The sequence below is a fragment of the Snodgrassella sp. genome, from assembly GCF_024103505.1.
GTDB classification, from domain to species: domain Bacteria; phylum Pseudomonadota; class Gammaproteobacteria; order Burkholderiales; family Neisseriaceae; genus Snodgrassella; species Snodgrassella communis.
This window is the reverse complement of sequence record NZ_JAGGIJ010000005.1, coordinates 55362-77467: the sequence shown is the minus strand read 5'-3', so window position 1 is coordinate 77467 and position 22106 is coordinate 55362. Positions and strand designations below refer to the sequence as shown.

27 protein-coding genes are annotated in these 22106 nt (G+C 42.2%); 24 read left to right on the top strand and 3 right to left on the bottom strand.

Annotated features, from left to right (window positions below):
• Position 1: 1 nt before the first annotated feature.
• From J6578_RS06540 to J6578_RS06510, 7 genes are all read left to right on the top strand, one after another.
• Positions 2–223, top strand: coding sequence for a tail protein X (locus J6578_RS06540; protein ID WP_239349852.1), 222 nt, complete (start codon positions 2–4; stop codon positions 221–223).
• Positions 211–1311, top strand: a complete 1101-nt coding sequence (locus J6578_RS06535) for a phage late control D family protein (protein ID WP_287954152.1) — start codon at positions 211–213, stop codon at positions 1309–1311. The genes J6578_RS06540 and J6578_RS06535 overlap by 13 nt, the downstream gene beginning before the upstream one ends.
• The gene (locus tag J6578_RS06530; protein ID WP_287954151.1) at positions 1295–1924 is read left to right on the top strand and encodes a phage baseplate assembly protein V; all 630 of its coding nucleotides are present in this window, start codon (positions 1295–1297) and stop codon (positions 1922–1924) included. Before J6578_RS06535 ends, J6578_RS06530 begins: the two co-directional genes overlap by 17 nt.
• 79 nt (positions 1925–2003) lie before the next feature.
• Positions 2004–2375, top strand: coding sequence for a GPW/gp25 family protein (locus J6578_RS06525; protein ID WP_100150467.1), 372 nt, complete (start codon positions 2004–2006; stop codon positions 2373–2375).
• Positions 2372–3517: a baseplate assembly protein gene (locus J6578_RS06520; protein WP_093090201.1), complete on the top strand. Its 1146-nt coding sequence runs from the start codon at positions 2372–2374 to the stop codon at positions 3515–3517. The genes J6578_RS06525 and J6578_RS06520 overlap by 4 nt, the downstream gene beginning before the upstream one ends.
• Entirely contained in the window at positions 3510–4088 is a 579-nt protein-coding gene (locus J6578_RS06515; RefSeq protein ID WP_287952711.1) for a phage tail protein, read from the top strand. The genes J6578_RS06520 and J6578_RS06515 overlap by 8 nt, the downstream gene beginning before the upstream one ends.
• 196 nt (positions 4089–4284) lie before the next feature.
• A complete protein-coding gene (locus J6578_RS06510) occupies positions 4285–4659 on the top strand; it encodes a hypothetical protein (protein WP_287952713.1) in 375 nt (124 codons plus the stop codon).
• A gap of 44 nt (positions 4660–4703) precedes the next feature.
• On the opposite strand, the gene J6578_RS06505 is transcribed toward J6578_RS06510, so the two are convergent.
• Positions 4704–5054 carry a hypothetical protein gene (locus J6578_RS06505; RefSeq protein ID WP_287952714.1) on the bottom strand — a complete coding sequence of 117 codons (351 nt, stop codon included), beginning with the start codon at positions 5052–5054 and terminating at the stop codon, positions 4704–4706.
• A gap of 162 nt (positions 5055–5216) precedes the next feature.
• On the opposite strand from J6578_RS06505, the gene J6578_RS06500 reads away from it, so the two are divergent.
• The 17 genes from J6578_RS06500 to J6578_RS06420 all read left to right on the top strand — a co-directional run bounded on the left by J6578_RS06500 (position 5217) and on the right by J6578_RS06420 (position 19845).
• Positions 5217–6218, top strand: coding sequence for a phage tail protein (locus tag J6578_RS06500; RefSeq protein WP_287952716.1), 1002 nt, complete (start codon positions 5217–5219; stop codon positions 6216–6218).
• Between the two features lie 9 nt (positions 6219–6227).
• Positions 6228–6869, top strand: coding sequence for a tail fiber assembly protein (locus J6578_RS06495; protein WP_287954150.1), 642 nt, complete (start codon positions 6228–6230; stop codon positions 6867–6869).
• Between the two features lie 267 nt (positions 6870–7136).
• Entirely contained in the window at positions 7137–7709 is a 573-nt protein-coding gene (locus tag J6578_RS06490) for a phage protein Gp37 (protein ID WP_287954149.1), read from the top strand.
• A 32-nt stretch (positions 7710–7741) separates the two neighbouring features.
• Complete coding sequence (locus J6578_RS06485) at positions 7742–7930, top strand: DUF2635 domain-containing protein (protein ID WP_143557910.1); 189 nt, start codon at positions 7742–7744, stop codon at positions 7928–7930.
• On the top strand, positions 7930–9360 hold the full coding sequence (locus J6578_RS06480; protein ID WP_353846664.1) for a phage tail sheath subtilisin-like domain-containing protein: 1431 nt from the start codon (positions 7930–7932) through the stop codon (positions 9358–9360). Before J6578_RS06485 ends, J6578_RS06480 begins: the two co-directional genes overlap by 1 nt.
• Before the next feature lie 58 nt (positions 9361–9418).
• Positions 9419–9805: a phage tail protein gene (locus J6578_RS06475; RefSeq protein ID WP_287954147.1), complete on the top strand. Its 387-nt coding sequence runs from the start codon at positions 9419–9421 to the stop codon at positions 9803–9805.
• A complete protein-coding gene (locus J6578_RS06470) occupies positions 9805–10182 on the top strand; it encodes a hypothetical protein (RefSeq protein ID WP_093090217.1) in 378 nt (125 codons plus the stop codon). Before J6578_RS06475 ends, J6578_RS06470 begins: the two co-directional genes overlap by 1 nt.
• 44 nt (positions 10183–10226) lie before the next feature.
• Positions 10227–10409, top strand: a complete 183-nt coding sequence (locus J6578_RS06465) for a hypothetical protein (RefSeq protein ID WP_093090219.1) — start codon at positions 10227–10229, stop codon at positions 10407–10409.
• Between the two features lie 120 nt (positions 10410–10529).
• A complete protein-coding gene (locus J6578_RS06460) occupies positions 10530–13052 on the top strand; it encodes a glycine zipper domain-containing protein (RefSeq protein ID WP_287954146.1) in 2523 nt (840 codons plus the stop codon).
• Positions 13052–14377, top strand: coding sequence for a DNA circularization protein (locus tag J6578_RS06455; protein WP_287954145.1), 1326 nt, complete (start codon positions 13052–13054; stop codon positions 14375–14377). Before J6578_RS06460 ends, J6578_RS06455 begins: the two co-directional genes overlap by 1 nt.
• Positions 14367–15494, top strand: coding sequence for a phage baseplate assembly protein (locus J6578_RS06450; protein ID WP_287954144.1), 1128 nt, complete (start codon positions 14367–14369; stop codon positions 15492–15494). Before J6578_RS06455 ends, J6578_RS06450 begins: the two co-directional genes overlap by 11 nt.
• Before the next feature lie 60 nt (positions 15495–15554).
• Complete coding sequence (locus J6578_RS06445) at positions 15555–16235, top strand: phage baseplate assembly protein V (protein WP_093090227.1); 681 nt, start codon at positions 15555–15557, stop codon at positions 16233–16235.
• Positions 16236–16312: 77 nt separating this feature from the next.
• Positions 16313–16663: a phage GP46 family protein gene (locus J6578_RS06440; protein WP_287954143.1), complete on the top strand. Its 351-nt coding sequence runs from the start codon at positions 16313–16315 to the stop codon at positions 16661–16663.
• 24 nt (positions 16664–16687) lie between these two features.
• On the top strand, positions 16688–17740 hold the full coding sequence (locus tag J6578_RS06435; protein WP_287954142.1) for a baseplate J/gp47 family protein: 1053 nt from the start codon (positions 16688–16690) through the stop codon (positions 17738–17740).
• A complete protein-coding gene (locus J6578_RS06430; protein ID WP_287954141.1) occupies positions 17737–18303 on the top strand; it encodes a YmfQ family protein in 567 nt (188 codons plus the stop codon). Before J6578_RS06435 ends, J6578_RS06430 begins: the two co-directional genes overlap by 4 nt.
• Before the next feature lie 2 nt (positions 18304–18305).
• Positions 18306–19193 (top strand): phage tail protein, encoded by an 888-nt coding sequence (locus J6578_RS06425; RefSeq protein WP_287954140.1) that lies wholly within the window; start codon positions 18306–18308, stop codon positions 19191–19193.
• A 10-nt stretch (positions 19194–19203) separates the two neighbouring features.
• Positions 19204–19845 carry a hypothetical protein gene (locus J6578_RS06420; RefSeq protein ID WP_287954139.1) on the top strand — a complete coding sequence of 214 codons (642 nt, stop codon included), beginning with the start codon at positions 19204–19206 and terminating at the stop codon, positions 19843–19845.
• A gap of 380 nt (positions 19846–20225) precedes the next feature.
• Here J6578_RS06420 and J6578_RS06415 read toward each other — a convergent pair whose 3' ends face one another.
• Both J6578_RS06415 and tsaE read right to left on the bottom strand, forming a co-directional pair.
• Positions 20226–21545: an N-acetylmuramoyl-L-alanine amidase gene (locus tag J6578_RS06415; protein WP_287954138.1), complete on the bottom strand. Its 1320-nt coding sequence runs from the start codon at positions 21543–21545 to the stop codon at positions 20226–20228.
• A gap of 3 nt (positions 21546–21548) precedes the next feature.
• Positions 21549–22019, bottom strand: a complete 471-nt coding sequence (tsaE, locus tag J6578_RS06410) for a tRNA (adenosine(37)-N6)-threonylcarbamoyltransferase complex ATPase subunit type 1 TsaE (RefSeq protein WP_287954137.1) — start codon at positions 22017–22019, stop codon at positions 21549–21551.
• Between the last annotated feature and the right edge of the window lie 87 nt (positions 22020–22106).

Sequence of the window (22106 nt, the reverse complement as noted above, 5' to 3'; positions counted from 1 at the left end):
TATGGTTGATTCAGTTTTGCAATACCAGACCTGTGAAGGGGATCGCTGGGATTTGATTGCACAGAAATATTATGGTGACGCCACGATGTTTGACCGGCTGATTGCTGCTAATCCGCATTTACCACTGGCTGAACAGTTTGCTGCCAATCTGACGGTACTGATCCCCGTCATACAATCGGATACTCATACAGCGCAGGAGGATATGCCACCATGGATGCGTTGAGCCTACTGACAGGGGTGTCCAGTTTGGGGCGAACTCATCCAGTTACGATGCCGGATTTCACTATAGGTTATGAAAAGAAAGATATTACTCTGGCCATCAAGCCTTATTTGCTCAGTATTAATTATACGGATTATCTGGGCGAGCAGTCGGATGAACTGTCGATATCAATTGAGGATACCGATGGCAGATGGCTACGTAGCTGGTATCCGGATCAGGGCGATATGCTGTCGTTTACGCTGGGAGATCAGTTTACCGGTATGGTAAATCTGGGCAATTTTGAGATTGCTGATATTGATTATGCGTTCAAACCTAATGTGATCACTTTGAAAGCCCTTTCCACGGGAATTACCCGTGCCAGCCGCACTTTACAGCCAAGAGCATATGAGAAAACAACTCTGGAAAAAGTTGTGCAGCAGGTGGCGGCAAGATTGCAGCTGGTGCTGAAAAATTCGATTGCCAATCTGGAGATTGAACGTATTACTCAGTATCAGGAAAGTGATGTGGAATTTCTGGCACGGTTGGCAAAGCAGTTTGGCTATACTTTTAAAATTGTTGACCAGACTTTAGCCTTTATTGCCAATACGGAATTAACAGCACAGGAACCTGTACTGGTATTGCTGCCGGAAGATGTGGAGTCTGCAAGTTTTCGTGATCAGCTTAAAGGTGTTCCAGACGAGGTAATGGCTTGTGGTTATGATACTAAAGCCAAACAGGTACGTACGGTCAAGCGAAAGGGGCAGCCATTGCGGGCACAAAGTAAGCTGAGCGCAAGTGGTGATATGTTGAAAATTGTGGCCAATAAAGGGGAATCACAACAGCAGCTCACTGCACGTGCAGATGCTGCACTTACTGATGCGCGCCAGTGTCAGGTAACGGGTAGTCTGGAGTTGTTTGGCAATGTGAAGCTGGTGGCTGGCCAGATTATCCGCTTGAGCGGTTATGGCAAAATGTCGGGAAATTATCAGATTAAGCAGGCAAGCCACAATTTAAGCCGTAGTTCTGGTTATACCACGTCTCTGGAAATTAACATGATTGAATATATTGCTGATGATGCAGATGCGGGGGAAAAACATGCAGAAACTGTATGAATTTGGGGCAACCTTACAGTTTGGCCTTGTGGAAGCCATTGATGCCGGCAGACATATGCTTAAAGTGAATATTCCGGCACTGGAGAATATGCATACAGACTGGCTGCCGATGCTCACTGCTGCCGCTGGCGGGAACTGTTTTTATTCTTTGCCAGATGTGGGTGAACTGGTAGCGTGTATTCTGGATGCACGCGGTGAGAGTGGAGTGGTATTGGGTGCTTTGTATAATCAGAGTGATACCGCACCGGCACAGAGCAATGATATGTGGGTGAAACAGTTTAGTAATGGTACGGTAATCAGTCATGATCGTAAAAGTGGCGAGGTTTGTGTTCAGACCAGCGGTACCGTGGTGGTTGAAGCAGATACGGTATTGGTTAAAGCCAGTGATATTACGCTCGATTCTCCATCTACTACAGCTACAGGCAGTTTACTGGTACAGGGAAAGTTAACCTATCAAGGTGGTATGGCTGGTTCGGGCGGAGGCAGTGCTGCCGCATCGATTGCTGGCACGATTAAGGTTAAAGATGGCGATGTGGTGGCAGATGGTAAAAGTCTTAAGAGTCATACTCATCCTGATCTGACTTCGGGTGGTCATACTGGTACACCAGACTGATGTTCTGCTAACAGCTTATTCAAACCTATTTTTATCCCTGACATTGATGGCAGGGATTTTTTATTACTGGAAAAGCGTTATGACAATTAAACCGCGCACTCGCCACTGGCAGTTAGCACCACTGGAATGTGGCTGCGATATTGTGACTGGCATTGATGATATAAATCAATGTATTTTGAATATTCTGATGACACGTAAGGGAAGCGATGTAACCCGCCCGACTTTTGGTTCCAGCCATCTGGATTATCTGGATATGCCCGAAGATGTATTTATTCCCGGGGTGACGCGAGAGGTGATTCTGGCCATTCAAACATGGGAAAAGCGTGTGGTAGTGGAAAGAGTTGGCTTTGCGGGTCATGCACCTAATTTAACGATAACAGTCTACTGGCGTATAGCTGAGGAGGTAGCTGGTGAAATTTATCAAACAGATATTGGATTGGTACGTAAATGACAGATTTAACTAAGCTCGCGCGGGCGGATGTAAAAATAGTTGAAGATGATCTGGCAACCATTCTGGCCGATACGATAACAGATTATCAAAATCGTACTGGCAAGGTATTACAGCCGGCGCATATTGAGCGTTTGCTGATTAATACCTATGCCTATCGTGAGGCACTCACTCGGCAGCAGGTCAATGAAGCTTACCGGCAGCAGCATGTGCGCTTCGCTACTGGGCTGATGCTGGATTTATGCGGAGATGATGTTCATACTCCGCGTTTGCAGGCACAGCCGGCACAAACAACGTTGCGTTTTCAGGCCAAACTGGCCGGCAAAGAACAGGTGGTGATTCCAAAAGGAACCAGAGTCACTGTAGATTCACTGATATTTGCCACTGTTGAAGCAGGTTTGCTTACTGCTACCAATAGCAGCATTGAGCTGGTTGCTGTCTGTCAGTCAACTGGGGTGGTGGGAAATGGCTGGTCAGCTGGGCAGATTAATACTTTAGCAGACCATCTGTCTGATATTGCTGAGGTCAAAGTTAGCAATATCACCACTTCAAGTGGTGGTGTGGATGTTGAAAGTGATGATGCCTATCGGATACGCATTCTACTGGCACCAGAATCGTTTTCAGTGGCCGGTCCGGTTGGTGCTTATGAGTATTTTACCCGTCAGGTCAGTCAGGACATTATTGATGTTTATGTGACTAACGATACGGATAAAGAGGGCAAGCCCTTAGGTGGTGTAGTGGCAGTAACCATACTTACTAAAACCGGGCTGCCTTCAATGGAGCTGATTCATCAGGTACAGACAGCCCTATCGAATGAGCGTGTACGCCCGTTATGTGATCAGGTAGTTGTACGTGCACCAAAAATTTTCAATTATCAGGTTGCGGCAACATTAACTTTGTTTGTTGGTGCTGATGCTCAGGCGGTACTGGCTGCGGCTAAAGCTGCATGGCAGCAATATCAAAGCAGTCGGGAGCAGCGGTTAGGAGTAGATGTAGTACCACTGGTAATTCAGTCTTTATTGAAGGTTGATGGTGTCTATAACGTGTCGACGCCAGGACTTGAACTGACTACGGTTGCAGCCGGTACATGGGCGCACTGCACTAACTTAGACCTCACCATAGCAGAGGAGGCTGTGGATGGCTAAGCTGACTTATGCCGCAGTAATTGAGCGAGACCAGCGCATGCAGGCATTGGCTGCTCTGGGCTTGCGTCTGGAACTGATCAGTACGCCACAGCTGATGCCACGGCTGGTAAATTTAGTGCTAGCTGATCACCTTGAGCTGCTGGCTGAAAGCCACTGTATTCTTGGTGTAAATGGTTATTGGCTGGCAGAAAGCGATCAGGCCAAACGCAAACTGATAAAAGGGGCATACGAACTGCATCGCAGCAAGGGTACGCCTTGGTCACTCAGAGAAATTGTTCGCCGTCTCGGCTTTGGTGAAATCACCATTATTGAAGGACTCAATCATCAACAGCACAATGGCAATATTCTTCGCTCCGGTTTATATGTGCATGGACATAATAATTACTGGGCGCACTACCGTATTTTGTTGAATAAGCCGATTACTAATCAACAGGCTGCTTTATTGCGGCAGACACTGGCTGCTTTTGCGCCGGCGCGTTGCGTGCTGGCTAGTCTGGACTATACCGCCGTACCGCTGCAACACAATGGACTGGCACAGCGCGATGGCTCGTTTAACAAAGGAACTGCTTAATGGCAAGTTTAAAAGAAACTTCGTTCTGTGGCAAAGGCGTTTATCAATGGGAAAGCAGTACAGTGTTTTGCAATGACTTCTACTTCGGTAGGCAGCTTAAAAACCAATAGTACACACATATTCTGTACGTTAAATTCTTTTTTGAAAACAATGTTTTTTCGCTCAATTCTACAAGCCAATGAAAAGGAGTTAAATTATGATTAATAATCAATTGAAATCCGAATATGTCAAGATAATTAATACGCTGTGGAGTGGTTCGATGCAGTGTAACAGTATCGAGAATATAAGCGATGATGTAATTCGCCTGATGGATGAGGTGCTCACCAAAATCCGAGATGGTTCTACAGCTATGATCGGCGTTCTTGCTGTTTTTAAGATTTTTTATAATCAAACTTATAGTTCATGGGCTAAACTTATAAAAGTTGCATTAGATACGGTTGATGCACATGCCTCCGACTGGATTGCTGTTCTGCGTGGCAATCGACAGTACCGTGTTGTGGTTAACAGTGCAGCCTTAGGTTATAAGTCTCCTGTACAAATTGCGCTTTATGAAGCAGCAGGATTTATGTAACAAATTTAAGCACTCAATAAAGATTAGATTGAGTGCTTTTAAATTTATTCATATTTACGGTTATTTCGTATTTCAACTTGTTTGATGTGCTCATTAAGGCCATCAGGTCCTGACGCTAATGCCTGCAATTTTTCATCAACAGCGTACTTTGCAAACTCGCATATTCCTGCTTGTTTTTGAGACTCAGCTTTTCGAGCCGCATTCAGTATAAGCGAGCGATCATGTTTTTCATCCTGCACATAGGAAGAGGGAATATTACTGTTAGCTTCAAGCTTAACAATTAATTCATCCCAGCGCTTAAATACATCCTGACAGTTTTGTGGAAGACCACTTGTACTGGTTCCACAAGCAGATAAAGACATACAGCAACATAAAATAAATAGAACTTGTTTCATATTTTACTATCTTTCTTTGTTGTTGATAGTGAAAGCATATCATCAAATCCAGCTAGGTGCTATTGCAGCACAATGAAGTGGTGGAATGTGATGACTCATTTACTAAAGGAACTGCTTAATGGCAGATTTAAAAGAAACTTTGTTTAACAAAGGAATGATTTAATGGCAAATTTAAAAGAAACTTCATTCTGGGAAGAGGGCATTTATCAATGGGAAACATCCGATCCGGTATTGGGGGGTGAAAATGGTATCGATAATGTACCCACTCGCCAGCTGGCCAACCGAACTAAATGGTTAAAAGACAATAAACTGGATAAATCAGCTACAGCAGCAAATGCGGAGCTGGCTAAAAGAGCGAACACTGCTGACAGACTAAGCGCTGCTAGAAAAGTAGGTGGTGTAGCATTTGATGGTTCGACAGATATTGATCTACCCGGAGTGAACAAGCCTGGTAATCAGAATACATCAGGCAATGCGGCCACTGCGTCTAAATTATTCAAACCATGCAAAATTGGTGGCGTGGTGTTCGATGGGACTAAAGATATTGATTTACCGGGGGTGAATGTCAAAGGTAATCAGCATACTTTTGGTAATGCAGGATCAGCTTTTAGATTATATAACCCTCGGAAAATTAATGGTGTGCCATTTGATGGTACACAAGATATTAATGCAACGCCTGCGGGCGCAGTTATGTATTTTGCCATGGATGCAGCACCCGTAGGCTGGTTAAAAGCCAATGGTGCAGTCGTATCCCGTACACTATACGCCAATCTGTTTGCAGCCATTGGCACTAGATTTGGTGCAGGAGACGGTAAAACCACATTTAATTTGCCGGATTTGCGTGGAGAATTTTTACGCGGTTGGGATGATGGGCGTGGATTAGATTCAAAACGAATTTTCTCAAGCCTTCAGTCAGATGCAGTACAGGACTGGACAGCGGGATTTACATATCAACGTGCAACAATAAGGTATAAATATGAACCAATAGAAGGGGGATTCAAATTTAAGGAAATAAGTGAGATTGGCTTAGGATATCCTTTAGATCATCCAGCTGGATGGGCTGTGGGCTTTGGTGTGTTAGGCCCTGGAATTAATAATGTTGCACGAACTGCCAATGAAACGCGTCCTCACAATATCGCCCTTTTAGCCTGTATCAAAATTTAAGGATTAAAAATGAAAAACTACGCTCCCTCTATCCCTGTATGTCAACTAGACGAAAAAAACTACTTTGTTGGTATGACTACAGCAGACTTGGATCCTCTGGAAAGTAACGGCCATTATCTGATTCCCAGATTGTGTATTCAGGCTGAGGAACCGACTTTTAAAAAAGGCTTTATTGCACAATGGACAGGCGATAACTGGCAATATATCGAAGACCATCGAGGCGAAACGGTATACAGTAAGGAAACCGGCGAAGTAGTAGCAATCAATGAACCGGGCATATTACCTGCTACTGTTACCACCATGCCGTGCCCTGATATTTATCATCAATGGTCAGAGAAAGCCAATAGCTGGGTAGAAAAAGCTGATGCTGCACAGTTACGCTTACAGAATAAACGCAGTACTGCCGGTACTTTGTCTCGCATGCAAATGCTTTCTCAGTTGGAAATTAGCTTAGGTAAAAATAAGCAGGCTCTGGTTGAAGCTGCTGAAAATGCAATGTCAGGTATAAAATTAATCAAGATTCGCAATTATATTCTTGAAACGCAAAGCTTTACATTGGCAAACGAGTTATGGTGGAATTTTCTGACCAACATTTTACAAGTTCAGCAGGACAATATATTTAAAATGTGGGAAGAAGCCAGAACAATTTAAAATCTGACAAAAAATAGACATATATCATCATTTTCGGGCAAGTATCTGTTGCCTGCCTTGGTATATCTGAGCATCAGGATAAGGGGTAACAGGGAAAATAATTTTTATAAAAGTAAATTTGTATAAATGTGTAATTATTATAAACCATTATCCTGATTAATCTGTTTTAAACAGTATGAATCAGAGTAAGAAACAGGTAAGCCATACTTATATATTTTATGATTTTTAGATAAATTGAATTTAAAGAAAGGAGTAAATAAATTAGCTGTGCTAAACAAAATCCAAAGTGAAATCATCACACGCCTGAAACAAGGGCTGGGCTCGATGGTTAATGAGGTTAGTTTGTATTTCGGCGGGCTGGAAAATAAAGAGGTTTTAACCAAAATAAGAAAAAAACCGGCTATTTTATTAACCTTTAATCAGGCACAGGTAAAAGCCAAAGGTTCTGAACGGCTACGATTCGAACTGAGTGCCGGACTCTATGTGGTTTGTATATGTAATCGTCTTACAGATGTGCCGTCTAATCCAAATGCGGATATAAATAATCTGGTTTATGCGGTTTTACGTCTGCTTGCTGGTCAGAGGTTACATGAAGAATTAAACAGTTTTGGTTTGCAGCCTAAGACAGTACGTCCTCTGTTTATCTCTCCACCAGATAATTTAGATATAGTCGTGGTTGAATTTGAAGCCGTGTGTGATATTTATGGGCTTGAAAGTGATCATTATCCAGAATACACCACTGATGTAGATAATCCTGATTATTTATTCAGTCTGTTTAAAGGCAAGCAATCTGAAGTGCCAGCACAATTTGATTCTTTGAGTATTGAATATAAAAAATAAAAATATACAAGACTGATTCGTAACCATCGAATATGAAAGAGAAAATGCTAGTTCAAGTAGCAGATGGTTTACGCGTGCCAAAGGAAAATCGCGCTAATTCTTATATAACTAATAACACGGTTAAGGTTCCAGACAGTCTTTATTACCACTGTTCGGTAACTGATGGTGACTTAACCATGGTCACAGAAAATTTAAATAATGAAACAGGAGTAAAGGAATGATTGATAATATTCAGTTTGATACTGTGCGCAATGATATTCGTGTACCAGGCCGGTATATTGAATTCAATACGCGTACTGCCGTAAGAGGCTTGCCAGCTAATCCCCAAAAAATGTTGCTGATTGCACCTATGTTGCCTGAGGGTAAGCAGCCAGCACTGACACCAGTACAATTATTCAGTGATGCTGATGCCGCTACTTTGTTTGGGCAGGGTTCTTGGGCTTATCATTGTGTCAAGCAGGCATTTGTGAATAATCCCTATCTGGATTTAACCATAATTGGTGTTAATGATGTAGGACAAAGTACTGCTGCCACCGCAAGTGTATCTGTAGTCTTTGCAAATTCGCTTAATAATTCTGGTATTCTGACCATAACTATTGGTGGAATTGACTGCCAAATTACAGTAAGCAGTAATGATGATACTTTAAATATTATCGATAGAATGGTTGATATTATCAATAGCGCAAATACGCTGGCAGTAGCTGAGGCTGATGGTTATACAATCAAACTCACAGCCAGAAATTCTGGATCGATTGGTAATGAAATTGCCTTATTGGCATCTTTTAGTGCAGAAAATGTTAGTCTGGCCGACGTTTCACTGGATATCAAACCATTTCAAGGTGGTTATGGGGATCAGGATATCGGTCCTGCTCTTGAGCAGGTAGCTGGCAAACATTACCATATTATCTGTAATGCTTTTACCGATAGTTTAAATGCCAGAAAATTGTCTGATCATATCGATCTGGTATCTAATGCAATTGAAAAACGTGGTTGTATCGGTGTAATGGGCTGGCGCGGTACGCTCAGTACAGGCACTGCCTTTGCTAAAGATATCAATAGTGGCCGCATTACCATAGCCTGGTATAAAAATGCTATGGAAGGCAATGCCATTATTGCAGCAGGCTATGCGGCAGTAATTGCTGGTGAAACTGACCCGGCTCGTCCACTCAATACACTGGAAATCAAAGGGCTGAGAAAAACAACTGATGCCAATTGGCCGTTGTTTGCTGAGTTTAATAGTGCGCTGTATAACGGGCTAACGCCTTTGCAGATTGTAAACAATCGTGTGCAGATTATGCGTGCTGTATCTACCTATGTGAAAAATGCTACGGGTACAGATGATCCGGCTTTACTGGATATCACAACAATTCGCACACTTGACTATGTACGCGATGCTGTTAATCAGCGCATTGCCCTGCGTTTTCCGCGTGAGAAGCTCTCAGAACGTACTCCGTTAAAAGTACGCTCAGAAATTCTGGATGTATTGTATCAGTGTGAAAATGCTGAGATTCTTGAAGCAGTTCTGGAAAATAAAGACAAACTGATTGTACAGCGAAATCCAAATGATCCAAACCGCTTGGATGCGGTTATTCCTGCTGATGTAGTCAACGGATTGCATGTGTTGGCTGCGCGTGTGGATCTGTATTTATAAATTAATCATATAAGGTGTTAGTTTAAGGTTAACACCTTGTCTATTGAAAGGAAAAAATATGGCAAATAAAACAGGCGCTAAATATGCCGGTGCGGTAATAATGGAAGTAAATGGTCGTGAGGTTGAAATTATCAGCTTTAAACCGGAAGTAACTACCGGACGTAAGGTGGTTAAAACCATGAATAAATCCGGCAAGGTACGTGGTTATGCAGATGGCGTAACCGAATATACGATGAGTGTGAGTGCAGCCATTCCACTGGATGAAAGTGGCATTGACTGGGACAATATTACTAATGCAAAAATTACTATTTATCCCCGTAATGCAGATGAAGCACGCATCAGCTATATAGGTTGCACCAGCACTAAATGCACGGAAGAATACAGTGTAGAAAATGAAGCACGTCGTGATATTGAAATGTTTGCACTGGATAAAGTGGTAGAATAATGTTAAAAGAGACTGGAAAACTGGTTTATGGTCTGGCGTACAATGGCCAGATGTATTTTGATTATACTGTTAAGCCATTGACTTTGGCAGATGAACTCAAGGCACTGGAAGTACTGGAAGAAACTGGTTTGATTGAAGAGGTATCAGGGGCTAAAAAAGCTATTTTAACCACACTGGCTTATTGGGCACAACAATTAGAAGTTTCTGGTATTGATGCCGAAAACCTGAGTGTTGAATTTCTGTTGCACAACCTTGCCTCAGAAGATTATCAGTCAATTTTAACCAGTATGGAAGCTCTACGTTCAAAATCGATTGCCGCTGGCCAGTCAGACCCAGCGGCATCAGAGGAAGCGGACAGCACCGTAATTATGCAATAGCACATAAAAATTATCGACAGGCGTGTATTCTGCTGGCTAAATCGATGATCACGCCAGCTATGGTTAGCACAATGTGCCATGCTGAAGTATCTGTCTGGATTGAGACTGTTCTGGAGAGTATGGGCATAAAAAATGATGATGAGAATGTTATTATTTCTTTACGCCAAAGAAAGCCAAAACCATTCCAGCCGGTTAAAGATAGTTTGGTAGCTAATCAGCCTGACTGATAAAAGCCCTGCTCTACAGCAGGGCTTTTTGCATGGGGGCTGCTAGGGCATATTCATTTCTTGCAATTATTTTTAATCAGTCAGAATAAATATAATCAACAATTAGACGAGAGTATTGACATGTCTTCAAATCAGGAGTCGCTAGCAAAACAGGAGGCCTCTATTACCAGAATGACTGAGGAGGTAAAAAAATTAGAACAGCAAATCAAGCGTACAGCTGCCGTTGCAGTCAGGGAAAGTGAGAAAGCCGGTAAATCCCAAATCCGAATTATTCAGCAGATTCAGCGAGAGCAACAGCGTGCCGCAGATATGCGATTACGGAAGGAAATACGGTCTGAGCGGGAAATACAACGGGAAATTGGTAAGAGCAAGAATGCATATAAGAATTTTACTGCTACTGCTACTGCGGCTCAAAAACAGATTCAGCATGCAACCAAGGCTTCTCGTAACAGTATTCGTGAGTTAAATAAGGAATTAGAAAAAAGTTCTAAAATACAAAAAAATTTTGCTGAGCAACAAAAAAAATCATCTAAATGGGGCGTAGCCAAAACTGTTGGCAGTGAACTTATCAGGGGCGGAAAGGCGGCCTACGGCGCAGTTAAACCCGCAATAGATGATGAAAAAAAATTACGTTCAGGTGTGATTCAAGCGGCTGCAAAGGCATTTGGTACAGATAAGAGTAAATCTGCGGATTGGATTAAAACTCAGGGTGTTAAAGAAATTCAGGGTTTGGTTCAGGGGCTAGTTGCTAAAAATGGCGGTACATCACAGGCTGCTCTGAATCTGTTTACTGATATGTTACAGCAGAACATGACTCTGGATCAGGTGAAGGCAACAATTCCTTATGCTCATCGCACCATGGTCGGATCCTCTGCCAATGCTGGTGAATATGATCATGAAAATACAGCCAGATTGTACAAATCATTGGCAGACTATGGTCTGCAGGCTAAAGATTATAATTCGGTTTCTGATCATATTATTGGATCAAGCAGTCAGGGTAAATTTACTATTGCCCAATTGCAGGGTGAATTACCGGATTTACTGTCTTCTGCCAAAAAGGCGGGGCTAACGGATACTGGAGGTATTGATTATTTAATTTCAGCCTTACAGACCACATCAAAAAATTCAGAATCCAATGATGAGGCAAGTAAAAGCATTAAAGCTTTTCTGGAAACATTGGCTAATCCGGAATTGGGCAGTAATCTGCGTAAAATTAAAGATCCTAATGCTTCTGGCAAATATCTTGATTGGGATAAAATCAGGGAACAGGGCAATAAGCAGGGATTAAATGATGCTCAATCTCTGATTAAAGTTTGTAGTGATATTCTGGCCAAAGATAAGAATTATCAGAACTTAAAGCAAAAAGCTGATGCAGGCGATGTACAGGCACAGCAACAGATGGAGGCTCGTCAGGATAAGCTGTTATCTTTTATTCCTGTAGATGCTAGAGATGCTATTAATGCTAATTTGAATAATAATCTGCTGCTGCCACAAATAAATGCGTTGCAGAAAGATGCTGATGGTTTGGCTGCCAAACAGTTAGCCGTGTTATCTGCGGATCCGGAGCGGCAGCAGGAAAAGAATCATGCTCTGGCTACTTTGGGCAGAAGTGATGTAGTAGAACCATTAGTTAATTTTCAAACGAGGTTGACCGAGTTATCAGCGGAATTTCCTGCTCTTACGCTTGCTGTAACCGCTTTGGCCGCAGCTGCTGGCAGTGCTGCAACTGCACTGAAGGTATTGGGGGCTTTGTCTGGTCAAGGAGGTGATATTGATTCAGCAGGTGATTTTGATAGAGAAAGAAGAAAATCACGCAGAAGCAACGGTAAAAAAACGTCAGTCGGTGGTAAAACTGGCATAAAAAGTAGAAAAATTCCAGCTAGAGTGTCTGGTAAAATGTTAGGGCGGGGTAATTCGGCATTGGCTGTCCTTGGTGGTGCCTATAATGTATATGCAATTCAGAATGATGACAGTTTAACCTATGAAGAAAAGAAGACGGCTCAGATAAAAAATGCAACCAGTACCGCTGGTGGTCTGGCAGGTGCCTGGGCAGGAGGTCAGGTTGGCGCTGCAATCGGAACATTAATATTACCTGGTATAGGTACTGCGCTGGGCGGGTTGGTTGGCGGTTTACTTGGCGGAATCGGCGGCAGCTTTATGGGCGATAAGGTAGGCGATGCTGTTACGCAAAATAAGGATACTGAGGAAATAACAGCTACAACTGGTGTAGAGGGGAACCAGTCAATCACATCAGATTTTCGCAATGCCTACGGACTCAATCCTGCATTATATGGGCAATCAATGTTTGCCTGTGAAAGGGATGAGCTGATAACGGGTGTGAATATGACACCGTCTGCTGTAATGATGCTTTCATACAGAAATGCTCTGGCTGATTTACCTGCTATAGAAAGCCAGTCTGGTGCTGGGCAGTCTATGCTTGTGCAGCAAAGTGCTGAATTTCAAAATGCTTTTCAGTCTATTGTACAGGAGTTGGGTATACGTTTAGACAAAATAGCTACTATTCTGTCGAACCAGCAGCAGGTTATTCAGAATAATCTTACGGTAACGCTTGATGGCAGAGTGATTAGTAATCTGGTTTCACGCAATCAAATGGAAATGTATAACCGTGGAGGTGCACAATAATGACTATGTGGAAGAATAACCTGCAAAAGGCCAGTTATAAAAATGTTGCCTTTGATGTCATTTCTATTAGTGATAAAAATGAGAAAGCGCTAGTTAGGCATGGTCGTCCGTTTGCAAATGGAACTGATATTGAGGATTTGGGTACGCAGGGACGGCAATGTCAGATTGCTGCTGTCTATTTTGGTGCTGGATTTGATACAAAGTTATCACAGTTATTGGCGGTGCTGGAAGAACCAGGTGCTGGCACATTAGTTCATCCGGTTTTAGGTCTATTACAAAATATGATTGCTGCAAGCTGGTCGTTTCGTACTGAAGCTGATTCAGTTAATTATGTTGCACTGGATATAACCTTTTTTGAGGCGAAAGAGTCTGTCCCGATATTTTTATTTGAAAATCAATGGTTAGCTAAATTAGAGCAGATACACAATACTCTTGAAAAGTATACACAGCAATTACTGGGTTATTCTGAAACGCTGTTAAGTGTTCGGGAGGGTATCTCATCTTTATGGGGCAGTACAAATGGTGTATTTGCTGCATTATGTGGTGTAGCTGGCAGTGTTCGCCGCTTTTTCGATCTTGATCCTATAAAATATTTGACCAGTAAAGCTTTTTCTTCTGCATCTTACAATCAGGACGTCAGTAAGCTGATTCATTCTGTGGCCGCAATGGTGACAACAGGCCTGACGAATGATGCACAGTTTGCTACTGGCAGTTTAAGTAGCAGACAGACTTTTGATTCTATCAGTAACCGTGTAGATAGTTTGAATAATTTGCCTGATTATGTTTTGCATAGTCAGGATATTCAGGAATCTGAAGAAGCCATTAATCATGTGCAAAAGATTGCGGGTATTCAGATGCAACCCATTGCCCAGATTCTGCAAATTATAAGTATTGGTGCTTTGATTCAGAATACAGTGACTATAATTGAGGTGAATAGTGACATAGTTACGGCAAATGAATTGTTGTATATCAATAATAATCTGCGTCTGCGTATTCAGAAATTAATAGATATTTTACGTGAAACTTATGATTATGCTGATAATGTTAAAAGCATAAATGCTGCCAATATATATACGCAAACGACGATAATGGTTCAGTTGCTGGCTAATATCGCTGCACAATTTAATGATTATATTCTGGCTGTCATTAATCAGAAACCGCCAATACGAACCAGAAAAGCAGATATTAGCGGCACTATTCACCAACTGGCATATTTGCTTTATCAGGATATTAAACGGGCGAATGAATTAATGCGTCTGAATCCTCATTTATGCCATCCATCATTTATTCAGCGTAATGAGTGGATTAATTATTATGTTAAATGAGACTGAAGTATTACCGTATCCTTATGCTAATGAAGTGGTGGTACGTATAGGCGGAAAAGAGCATAAAGACTGGCTTAGCTATGATATTGACAGTGATTTTTTGATTCCTGCTGATGCTTTCAGTTTTGAAACCAATGTTTCCCGAAATCAGGGTGTTTTGGCTGATTATAGCTCTTTACAATGTGAGGTTTTAATTAATAATCAGTTGGTTATGACGGGGATTATTGGGCACCAGAATGAAATGGTTGATAAAAATAACCATAGTATCAGTTTTAATGGTCGTGACCTTGCCGGTTTGCTGGTAGATTGCAGTGTGAAGCAAATTAATGTTAAAGGAATGACTGTTTTAGCCGCGGCTCAGAAGATAGTTGAACCATGGCCACAAATTAAAAAGGTGATATTAAAGGCGGAAAAAAATCCAGTTCTGGACAAAGTAGACATTGAACCTGGGGAAACTGCATGGCAGGCATTGAGCAAAGTTGCCTATAAGGCAGGCCTGCATGTGTGGCTGGAACCAGATGGTACGTTGGTAATTGGCGGTGCTGATTACGCTAGTCCGCCTGTGGCAACTCTTTGTCATAGTAAGTATGATCGCAGACGTAATATTCAAAGTATTCATATCGAATATAGTACTGAGAATCGTTACTCGGAAGTTACCTTTCTTGGCCAGAGCCACACCCGTTATGCCAATTCATCAAAGCATGATTTGAAATGGGTATATAAAGACGAAACAATGCTTTTGTACAAACCGAAAACAGTCGTAATCGGTGATGCAGAAAATCTGGAACAATTGAAGGTGCAGGCAAAAAAAATGCTTTCTGACTGGCGTCTGGAAGGTTTCACTTTAACCATTACGGTTGCAGATCATAAAACTCAGGATGGTGTCTTATGGCAACCTGGTCAACGAGTGCATGTCATTGATGAAGATCAGCAAATTGATGCTATTTTTTTTCTGATGGGACGCCGGTTTTTACTGAGTCGAAGTGGTGGCACGCTGACTGAACTGCGCTTGAAGGAGGATGGAATATGGACGCCGGATGCTTATGTTAAAAAATCGGCAGCAGCACGATCCCGCAAAGGTAAACGGAAAGGTGTGACTAACCGGCAGAATAAATAGGCAAAAATTTAACAAAGTATATATTTAATTACAATATATTTTAATTAATTGGAGAGTCAGATGAGTTATGTTGCGAAGTTGGTAAATAAAACCAGAACGACAATTAATAATACTACCAGCTCAGTCCGGCAGGCTTTCCGTGGCCGGTTGACACGGGTAAACGCCTCTCAGCCGATTCAATCTGCTCAGATAGCCGCTCTGGCCGATGAATTTCTACAGGATGTTGAGCAGATACAGCAATTTGGTTTCACCAGCAATCCGCCCGTAGGTTCGGAAGCTATTGTTTTGCCATTAAGTGGTCAGACCAGTCATGGAATTATTATTGCCACTGAACACGGTGAATATCGTATTAAAGCACTGGCAGCCGGTGAAGTAGCTGTTTATAACCAATCTGGTGCTTCGATTACCTTAAAAAATGGCAAACTGATTGAAATTGATTGTGAAACTTTAAATATAAAAGCACCGTCAGGAGTAAAAATCGAGGCTGCAGCTGGTATTAATATCGATGCTCAGTCTGGCGTAAATATCAGTGCTCAAAATGTTAATTGTTCACAGGAAATCACAGCTGCAGGCCAAATTAATGGTAATGGCGGCATGAATATTAAGGGCGGGCAGGGGGCGATATTTTCAGGCAATATTGTTCAGACTAATGGCAGCTATACCACTGTTGGCGATGTTAAAGCCAAAGGCATCAGTCTGGCAGACCATGATCACAGTGTCAGCGTAGGCAAGCCTGTTTGATAGCTGTTGAAGTACTTCAGTTTCAGATAAATATTGTTATTTTTATAAACTACAGAAATAACACAACGGGATAGTTTATGGACAGAGAAATTGATACCAGAACAGGTGATTATACCGGACAAATCATAAATCATTTACAAAATGCAGTTTATTTGCGTCTGATAACACCGCTGGGTAGCTATTGGGCGGATAAAAAGCTGGGTTCACTGTTGTATACGCTTGAGCGGGAAAAAGATTTGCAATCAGTTAGTTTGCTAGCCAAACAGTATGCGCAACAAGCGTTACAGCCAATTATTGATGATGGGCGTGCGGCAGATATTTCTGTTGCCACCATGCAAGCACATAATGGCATACTGAATCTGAATATACAGGTAACGCAATTAACTGGAGAAAAATTTATATTTGAATGTCCGGTTAAAGTAATTTAAAAAATAATTAAATGGATTTTGAAAATGCATAATATTCCAACATTTGAGGAAATACGTCAGGCTATTTTACGTGATATGGTTTCATTAAATCCCGAAGCTGATATTTCTTCAGATAGTGATAATTTTATCCGGGCGAGCAGTCTGGCCAGTTGTGCCACGGGACAATATGCCCATCAGGCATGGATATTAAGACAATTTTTTCCAGATACTGCAGATACAGAATTTTTAGAAAGGCATTGTAATCTGCGTGGCATACGCCGCAAGAATGCTACTTCAGCCAATGGAACAGCCATTGCGCATGGTATTGAAGGATCATTAATAAAAGCAAAACTACAAATTAAATGTGGTGAGTATTCATATGCGGTTCAGCAAGAGGCTGTAATCGGTAAGGAGGGTACTGCTGTTTTATCCATACAGGCGGATGAAGCTGGTTCTGCATCAAATCAGCATAATAAAGCAGCTCAATTTATGGCTGCACCGATAGGCGTATCCAGTGATGTCGAAATCGTACATACAACCGGTGGCACTGATGTTGAAAGCGATACTTCGTTATTGAACCGTTTGCTGGATTTATTGCGTCGCCCACCTGCCGGAGGCAATAAATATGATTATCGGGCTTGGGCATTGAGTGTGGACGGTGTTACCAGCGCATATGTATACCCATTACGCCGTGGGCTTGGAACGGTAGATATTGTTATTACCAGCAATAATAATTTACCCAGTGATGAGATAGTCAGCAAAGTACAGGCTTACATTGATTCAGTGCGACCGGTAACAGCTAAAAATAGCTTTGTTATTAAACCAGATGTCACCAGAGTTGATATTAAAGTAAAGGTGCGTTTGTCCGATGGGAACCTTGAAAGGGCGACAGCGGACATCAGACAGGCCTTGCAGGAGCATTTCAGTGCCTTAAAGCCTGGTGATAGCGTGATTGCATCTCAATTGGAAGCCGTAATCAGTGATGTATCTGGCGTTATCGATCGCAAAATGACTCATCCGGCAGCCAATCTGATAGCTGATACAAAAGAAAAGATTGAGTGGTTTATGCTGGGTACGGTGGATGTGAGTATGCTATGAGTTACATCAATACGTTACTGGGATTATTACCACCGGTCGCCTACAACCGCACCGCTCCGGCGGTAAGAAATGCCGCCATAATTGATGGCAATTGTCTGGATGAAATACAGAATGCTGCCCGTCGTAAACTGGGCGTTATTGACCCACGCACTTCGGGAAATTATATCGCCCGCTGGGAGGAGCTGCTCAATTTGGATAGCTCCGGTAAAAATGGCCAGCAAAGAATACTGGCAGTGATCACTAAAATTAATGAAACCGGTGGCTTGAGTATTCCTTATTTTATGCAGATGGCTGCCTCAATTGGCTACGACATCACCATAACAGAACCACAGCCATTCCGCGCTGGTGTTAACCGCGCAGGTGATAGGTTAGCGCGTGAAGATATTATGTGGGTGTGGTGGGTAAACATCAGGAATGCTGATAGTCGCGCAACCCGCTTTCGTGCCGGAATGTCAACAGCCGGCGACAGATTGACAGCATATGGTGATGTAATTATTGAAAGTGTATTAAAAGAGCTGAAACCAGCATTTACTGATATACGATTTACTTATAAGGACAAATAAAAATGTATCCAATTGATACGCAAGATGGACTATTCCATGATGGTAACGGTATAAATGAACTGGGCACTGTATTGCCAGCCAGCTGGCTGAATCAGGTACAGGCTGAATTGATTGCCATTCTGGCTGCAGCTGGCATCAAGCCGGAAAAAGCCACACAGAATCAGGTAATAACAGCAATCAAAATGTTAATAGCATCAAGTACGCCAGCAGCCGCAACTGCCGATGTTGCCGGCGTAACCAAGATAATTGACACGCTGAATTCTAATGACAAACTTTCAGCATTATCTGCACGACAGGGTAAAGCACTGAATGACAGCAAGTTGGATAAGAATGGTAATGCAGCAACCGCTACAAGATTGCAAACAGCACGAACTATCAATGGCGTGCCTTTCGATGGTACTCAGGATATTAATGTTATACCTGCTGGTACAATAATGTACTTCGCCCGAGAATGGGCGCCAACAGGCTGGTTAAAAGCTAACGGTGCCGCTGTTTCACGTACAACGTACGCGGGTTTATTTGCTGTGCTTAACACATATCATGGTGCAGGAGATGGTAAAACTACATTTAATTTACCGGATTTACGTGGTGAGTTTATACGTTGCTGGGATGATGGAAGAGGTGCTGATTCGGGAAGGACGCTCGGCTTGTTTCAGAGAGATGCAATCAGAAATATTACTGGTCGCATAAATGTAGTTCATAGGGGTGGAGGTGATAATCCGGTACAAAAAGGGGCCTTGTATTATTCATCTTATTTCAATGCAAAAGTAGCAGCCGGTGGTGATGATGAATGGGGAGCAGTAATGAACATAGATGCTAGTCGTGTGGTTCCTACTTCTACAGAAAATCGACCACGCAATATTGCATTACTAGCCTGTATAAAAGTTTAAGGAATAAAAAATGGAAATCTATGCACAAACTATTCCTGTATGCCAACTAGATGAAAACAACTATTTTGTTGGTATGACTGTTGCGGATTTGGATCCTCTGGAAAATAATGGTCATTATCTGATTCCCAGACTATGCATTCAGACCGAAGAACCACAGCCTAAAAAAGGTTATATAGCGCAGTGGACAGGTGATAATTGGCAATATATCGAAGATCATCGGGGCGAAACGGTGTATAGTAAGGAAACCGGCGAAGTGGTCGCAATTGAGGAACCAGGCGTATTGCCCGCAACTGTTACCACCACGCCTTGTCCCGATATTTATCATCAGTGGTCAGAGAAGGCCAATAGCTGGGTAGAAAAAGCTGATGCTGCACAGTTACGTTTGCAGAATAAACGTAACACAGCTGGAATTTTATCTCGTATGCAGATGCTTTCCCAGCTGGAAATCAGTTTGGGTAAAAATAAGGAAGCTCTGGTTGAAGCAGCTGAAAATGCATTGTCTGGTGTAGAATTAATCAAGATTCGCAATTACATTTTGGAAACACAAAACTTTTCGTTAGATAATGATAATTGGTGGGCATTCTTAACTGATGTTTTGCATCTGGATGAAAAGCAAATATTTAATTTTTGGAATGAGGCTATTCATATTTAACTGATTGCAAAATACTATTTAAGTAATTGTATGCAATTCTTGGTTGCCAGATAAAAAGCGGCTTTCTTATTTACCTTTATTTCTATGTACTAATTAACTTTATATTTTTATCAGCAAGTGTCCGATTGCAGGCTAGCTTATACTCTGCAATCGGTAATTTGTATTCCTGAGTTTAATTCAATGGCAGATTATTGTTAATCTGCATCACTTATTAGGCTGTAATTTGTTTTCAGCTGAAATCAACCATATTTAATTTATCGAAAGCAAATAACCGAGATAGATTAAATTATCATTTTATATAAATGCTCTATTGCAAGCTGCAATAGCAGTTTTTTATTTGTCATATATACTTGAATTGTTATTATATTGATTCATTGCTATCAACGACGTGCCAGTACTGCCGTCGATAAATAATCTTTAATACCGCTGGCAATGGAAGTGGCCATTTTCTGGCGGAAATCACTACTTGATAATAATCGTTCTTCAATCGGATTGGAAATAAAAGCGGTTTCAACCAGTATGGATGGGACATCCGGTGCTTTCAGAACGGCGAAATTAGCCTGATCGACACTGCCTTTATGCAGATTATTAATTTTACTTAATTGATTTAAAACATCTCTGCCTAGTTTCAGGCTATCGTTAATGGTTGCTGTCTGGGTAAGGTCAAACAGGGTGTTGTTGACATTTTTATCGGTAGAGTAACTTACGCCGCCAATTGAATCGGCCGCGTTCTGGGTCTGTGCCAGATATTTGGCTGCTGCACTGGTGGCACCTTTGGGATTAAGGGCGTATACGCCTGTACCTTTGGCCGATGGATTGGTAAATGCATCAGCATGGATGGAAACGAATACATCGGCTCTGAGTTTACGTGCTTTGGCTACCCGAACGCCAAGCGGTATAAATATATCTTCGTTCCGAGTCATGTAAGTTTTGTAGCCATAGGAGTCCAGTATTTTTTTTACTTCACGTCCAATAGCCAGTACTACATCTTTTTCATGCAGGCCGGATGGACCTGTGGCACCGGGGTCTTCACCGCCATGTCCCGGATCAATCATGATAACTGGCTGGCGGCTGAGTTTATTTGGCATACCTGATATCGGTGGCCGGTTAGTGACAGGTGGTTTGTTTTCAGGTGTTTTTTGTACAGGAGGCGTGGATGCGGTGGCTTGAGGGCCGGTGGTGCCGTCGCTGTTGACTTTGCCGTGGCTATAGTCTTGTAAGAGTGCCATTAATGGGTCGTTTTTTTCCTCTTCCATGGCTACGGTGGCGGTAGGATATAAATCCACTACCAGACGGTTTTTGAAATTGGCTACCGGAGCAAGTGAAAATACCTGCGGATTAACGGTAGTTTTTAAATCCATCACGATACGTATGGTTTCAGGATTGAATTGCCCGATGCGGATACTGGCAATATACGGATCCATTGGGATGACTTTGCTGCTCAGTTGGCGCAAAGCTTGATTGGTGACTGAGCCTTGAATGTCAATAACCAATCTGTCGGGATTTTTTAGCTGAAAATATTTAAACTGAATTGGTGTTGTGGATTCTAAAGTCATTCTGGTATAGGCTGTGGCCGGCCAGATACGCGAAGCCACGATGTCTGCGCCAGCATTGGCGGCGCGCGCAAACGGGGTAAGGCTGATTAATAGTGTGCCGGTAGAAGCAATTAATAATTTTCGGCGGCTGATATGGTTAGGCATGGTTTATTCTGTAATCTTATCTAGTATGTGTGTGCCATTGGCTGTAGTGGCACTCATCTGGATTGTGCGGCTACTGCCATGAGAAGTGATATTCAGTATTATGTCAGCCGGCGGCGCTAGGTCTCCACCTAGTTGCGGCCATTCAATCAGGATAATGCTATCTGAGTTGATGAGTTCATCCAGTCCTGCATCCAGCCATTCTTCAGGGCTTTGAAAGCGGTATAAGTCAAAGTGATGTAGTTGAAATCCGTTAAAAGGATAGATTTCAACTATATTGTATGTGGGACTTTTAACTGCACCATGATAGCCTAGGGCATTTAGTAAGCCACGGGTAAAGGTTGTTTTCCCCGCGCCTAAATCACCTACTAACCAGATGATTAAAGGCGGGCTGATATACTGGGCAAAAAGAGCACCCAGATTCAGGGTATCATTTTCGCTGGCCAGAACTAGTTCACGGATTTGAGATGCAGACATGGTATGTTTAATTAACAAAACGGGTTTATTATGCGATAAAGTTTGTAAGAGTGAAAGTAGTAAAGTTGTGCCGGCAGACCAAGTGAT

Bases quoted from the DNA above. Each gene is read 5' to 3' on its own strand.
- J6578_RS06540 (WP_239349852.1), top strand. From the start codon at position 2: ATGGTTGATTCAGTTTTGCAATACCAGACCTGTGAAGGGGATCGCTGG.
- J6578_RS06535 (WP_287954152.1), top strand. From the start codon at position 211: ATGGATGCGTTGAGCCTACTGACAGGGGTGTCCAGTTTGGGGCGAACT.
- J6578_RS06530 (WP_287954151.1), top strand. From the start codon at position 1,295: ATGCAGAAACTGTATGAATTTGGGGCAACCTTACAGTTTGGCCTTGTG.
- J6578_RS06525 (WP_100150467.1), top strand. From the start codon at position 2,004: ATGACAATTAAACCGCGCACTCGCCACTGGCAGTTAGCACCACTGGAA.
- J6578_RS06520 (WP_093090201.1), top strand. From the start codon at position 2,372: ATGACAGATTTAACTAAGCTCGCGCGGGCGGATGTAAAAATAGTTGAA.
- J6578_RS06515 (WP_287952711.1), top strand. From the start codon at position 3,510: ATGGCTAAGCTGACTTATGCCGCAGTAATTGAGCGAGACCAGCGCATG.
- J6578_RS06510 (WP_287952713.1), top strand. From the start codon at position 4,285: ATGATTAATAATCAATTGAAATCCGAATATGTCAAGATAATTAATACG.
- J6578_RS06505 (WP_287952714.1), bottom strand. From the start codon at position 5,054: ATGAAACAAGTTCTATTTATTTTATGTTGCTGTATGTCTTTATCTGCT.
- J6578_RS06500 (WP_287952716.1), top strand. From the start codon at position 5,217: ATGGCAAATTTAAAAGAAACTTCATTCTGGGAAGAGGGCATTTATCAA.
- J6578_RS06495 (WP_287954150.1), top strand. From the start codon at position 6,228: ATGAAAAACTACGCTCCCTCTATCCCTGTATGTCAACTAGACGAAAAA.
- J6578_RS06485 (WP_143557910.1), top strand. From the start codon at position 7,742: ATGAAAGAGAAAATGCTAGTTCAAGTAGCAGATGGTTTACGCGTGCCA.
- J6578_RS06475 (WP_287954147.1), top strand. From the start codon at position 9,419: ATGGCAAATAAAACAGGCGCTAAATATGCCGGTGCGGTAATAATGGAA.
- J6578_RS06470 (WP_093090217.1), top strand. From the start codon at position 9,805: ATGTTAAAAGAGACTGGAAAACTGGTTTATGGTCTGGCGTACAATGGC.
- J6578_RS06465 (WP_093090219.1), top strand. From the start codon at position 10,227: ATGATCACGCCAGCTATGGTTAGCACAATGTGCCATGCTGAAGTATCT.
- J6578_RS06460 (WP_287954146.1), top strand. From the start codon at position 10,530: ATGTCTTCAAATCAGGAGTCGCTAGCAAAACAGGAGGCCTCTATTACC.
- J6578_RS06455 (WP_287954145.1), top strand. From the start codon at position 13,052: ATGACTATGTGGAAGAATAACCTGCAAAAGGCCAGTTATAAAAATGTT.
- J6578_RS06450 (WP_287954144.1), top strand. From the start codon at position 14,367: ATGTTAAATGAGACTGAAGTATTACCGTATCCTTATGCTAATGAAGTG.
- J6578_RS06445 (WP_093090227.1), top strand. From the start codon at position 15,555: ATGAGTTATGTTGCGAAGTTGGTAAATAAAACCAGAACGACAATTAAT.
- J6578_RS06440 (WP_287954143.1), top strand. From the start codon at position 16,313: ATGGACAGAGAAATTGATACCAGAACAGGTGATTATACCGGACAAATC.
- J6578_RS06435 (WP_287954142.1), top strand. From the start codon at position 16,688: ATGCATAATATTCCAACATTTGAGGAAATACGTCAGGCTATTTTACGT.
- J6578_RS06430 (WP_287954141.1), top strand. From the start codon at position 17,737: ATGAGTTACATCAATACGTTACTGGGATTATTACCACCGGTCGCCTAC.
- J6578_RS06425 (WP_287954140.1), top strand. From the start codon at position 18,306: ATGTATCCAATTGATACGCAAGATGGACTATTCCATGATGGTAACGGT.
- J6578_RS06420 (WP_287954139.1), top strand. From the start codon at position 19,204: ATGGAAATCTATGCACAAACTATTCCTGTATGCCAACTAGATGAAAAC.
- J6578_RS06415 (WP_287954138.1), bottom strand. From the start codon at position 21,545: ATGCCTAACCATATCAGCCGCCGAAAATTATTAATTGCTTCTACCGGC.
- tsaE (WP_287954137.1), bottom strand. From the start codon at position 22,019: ATGTCTGCATCTCAAATCCGTGAACTAGTTCTGGCCAGCGAAAATGAT.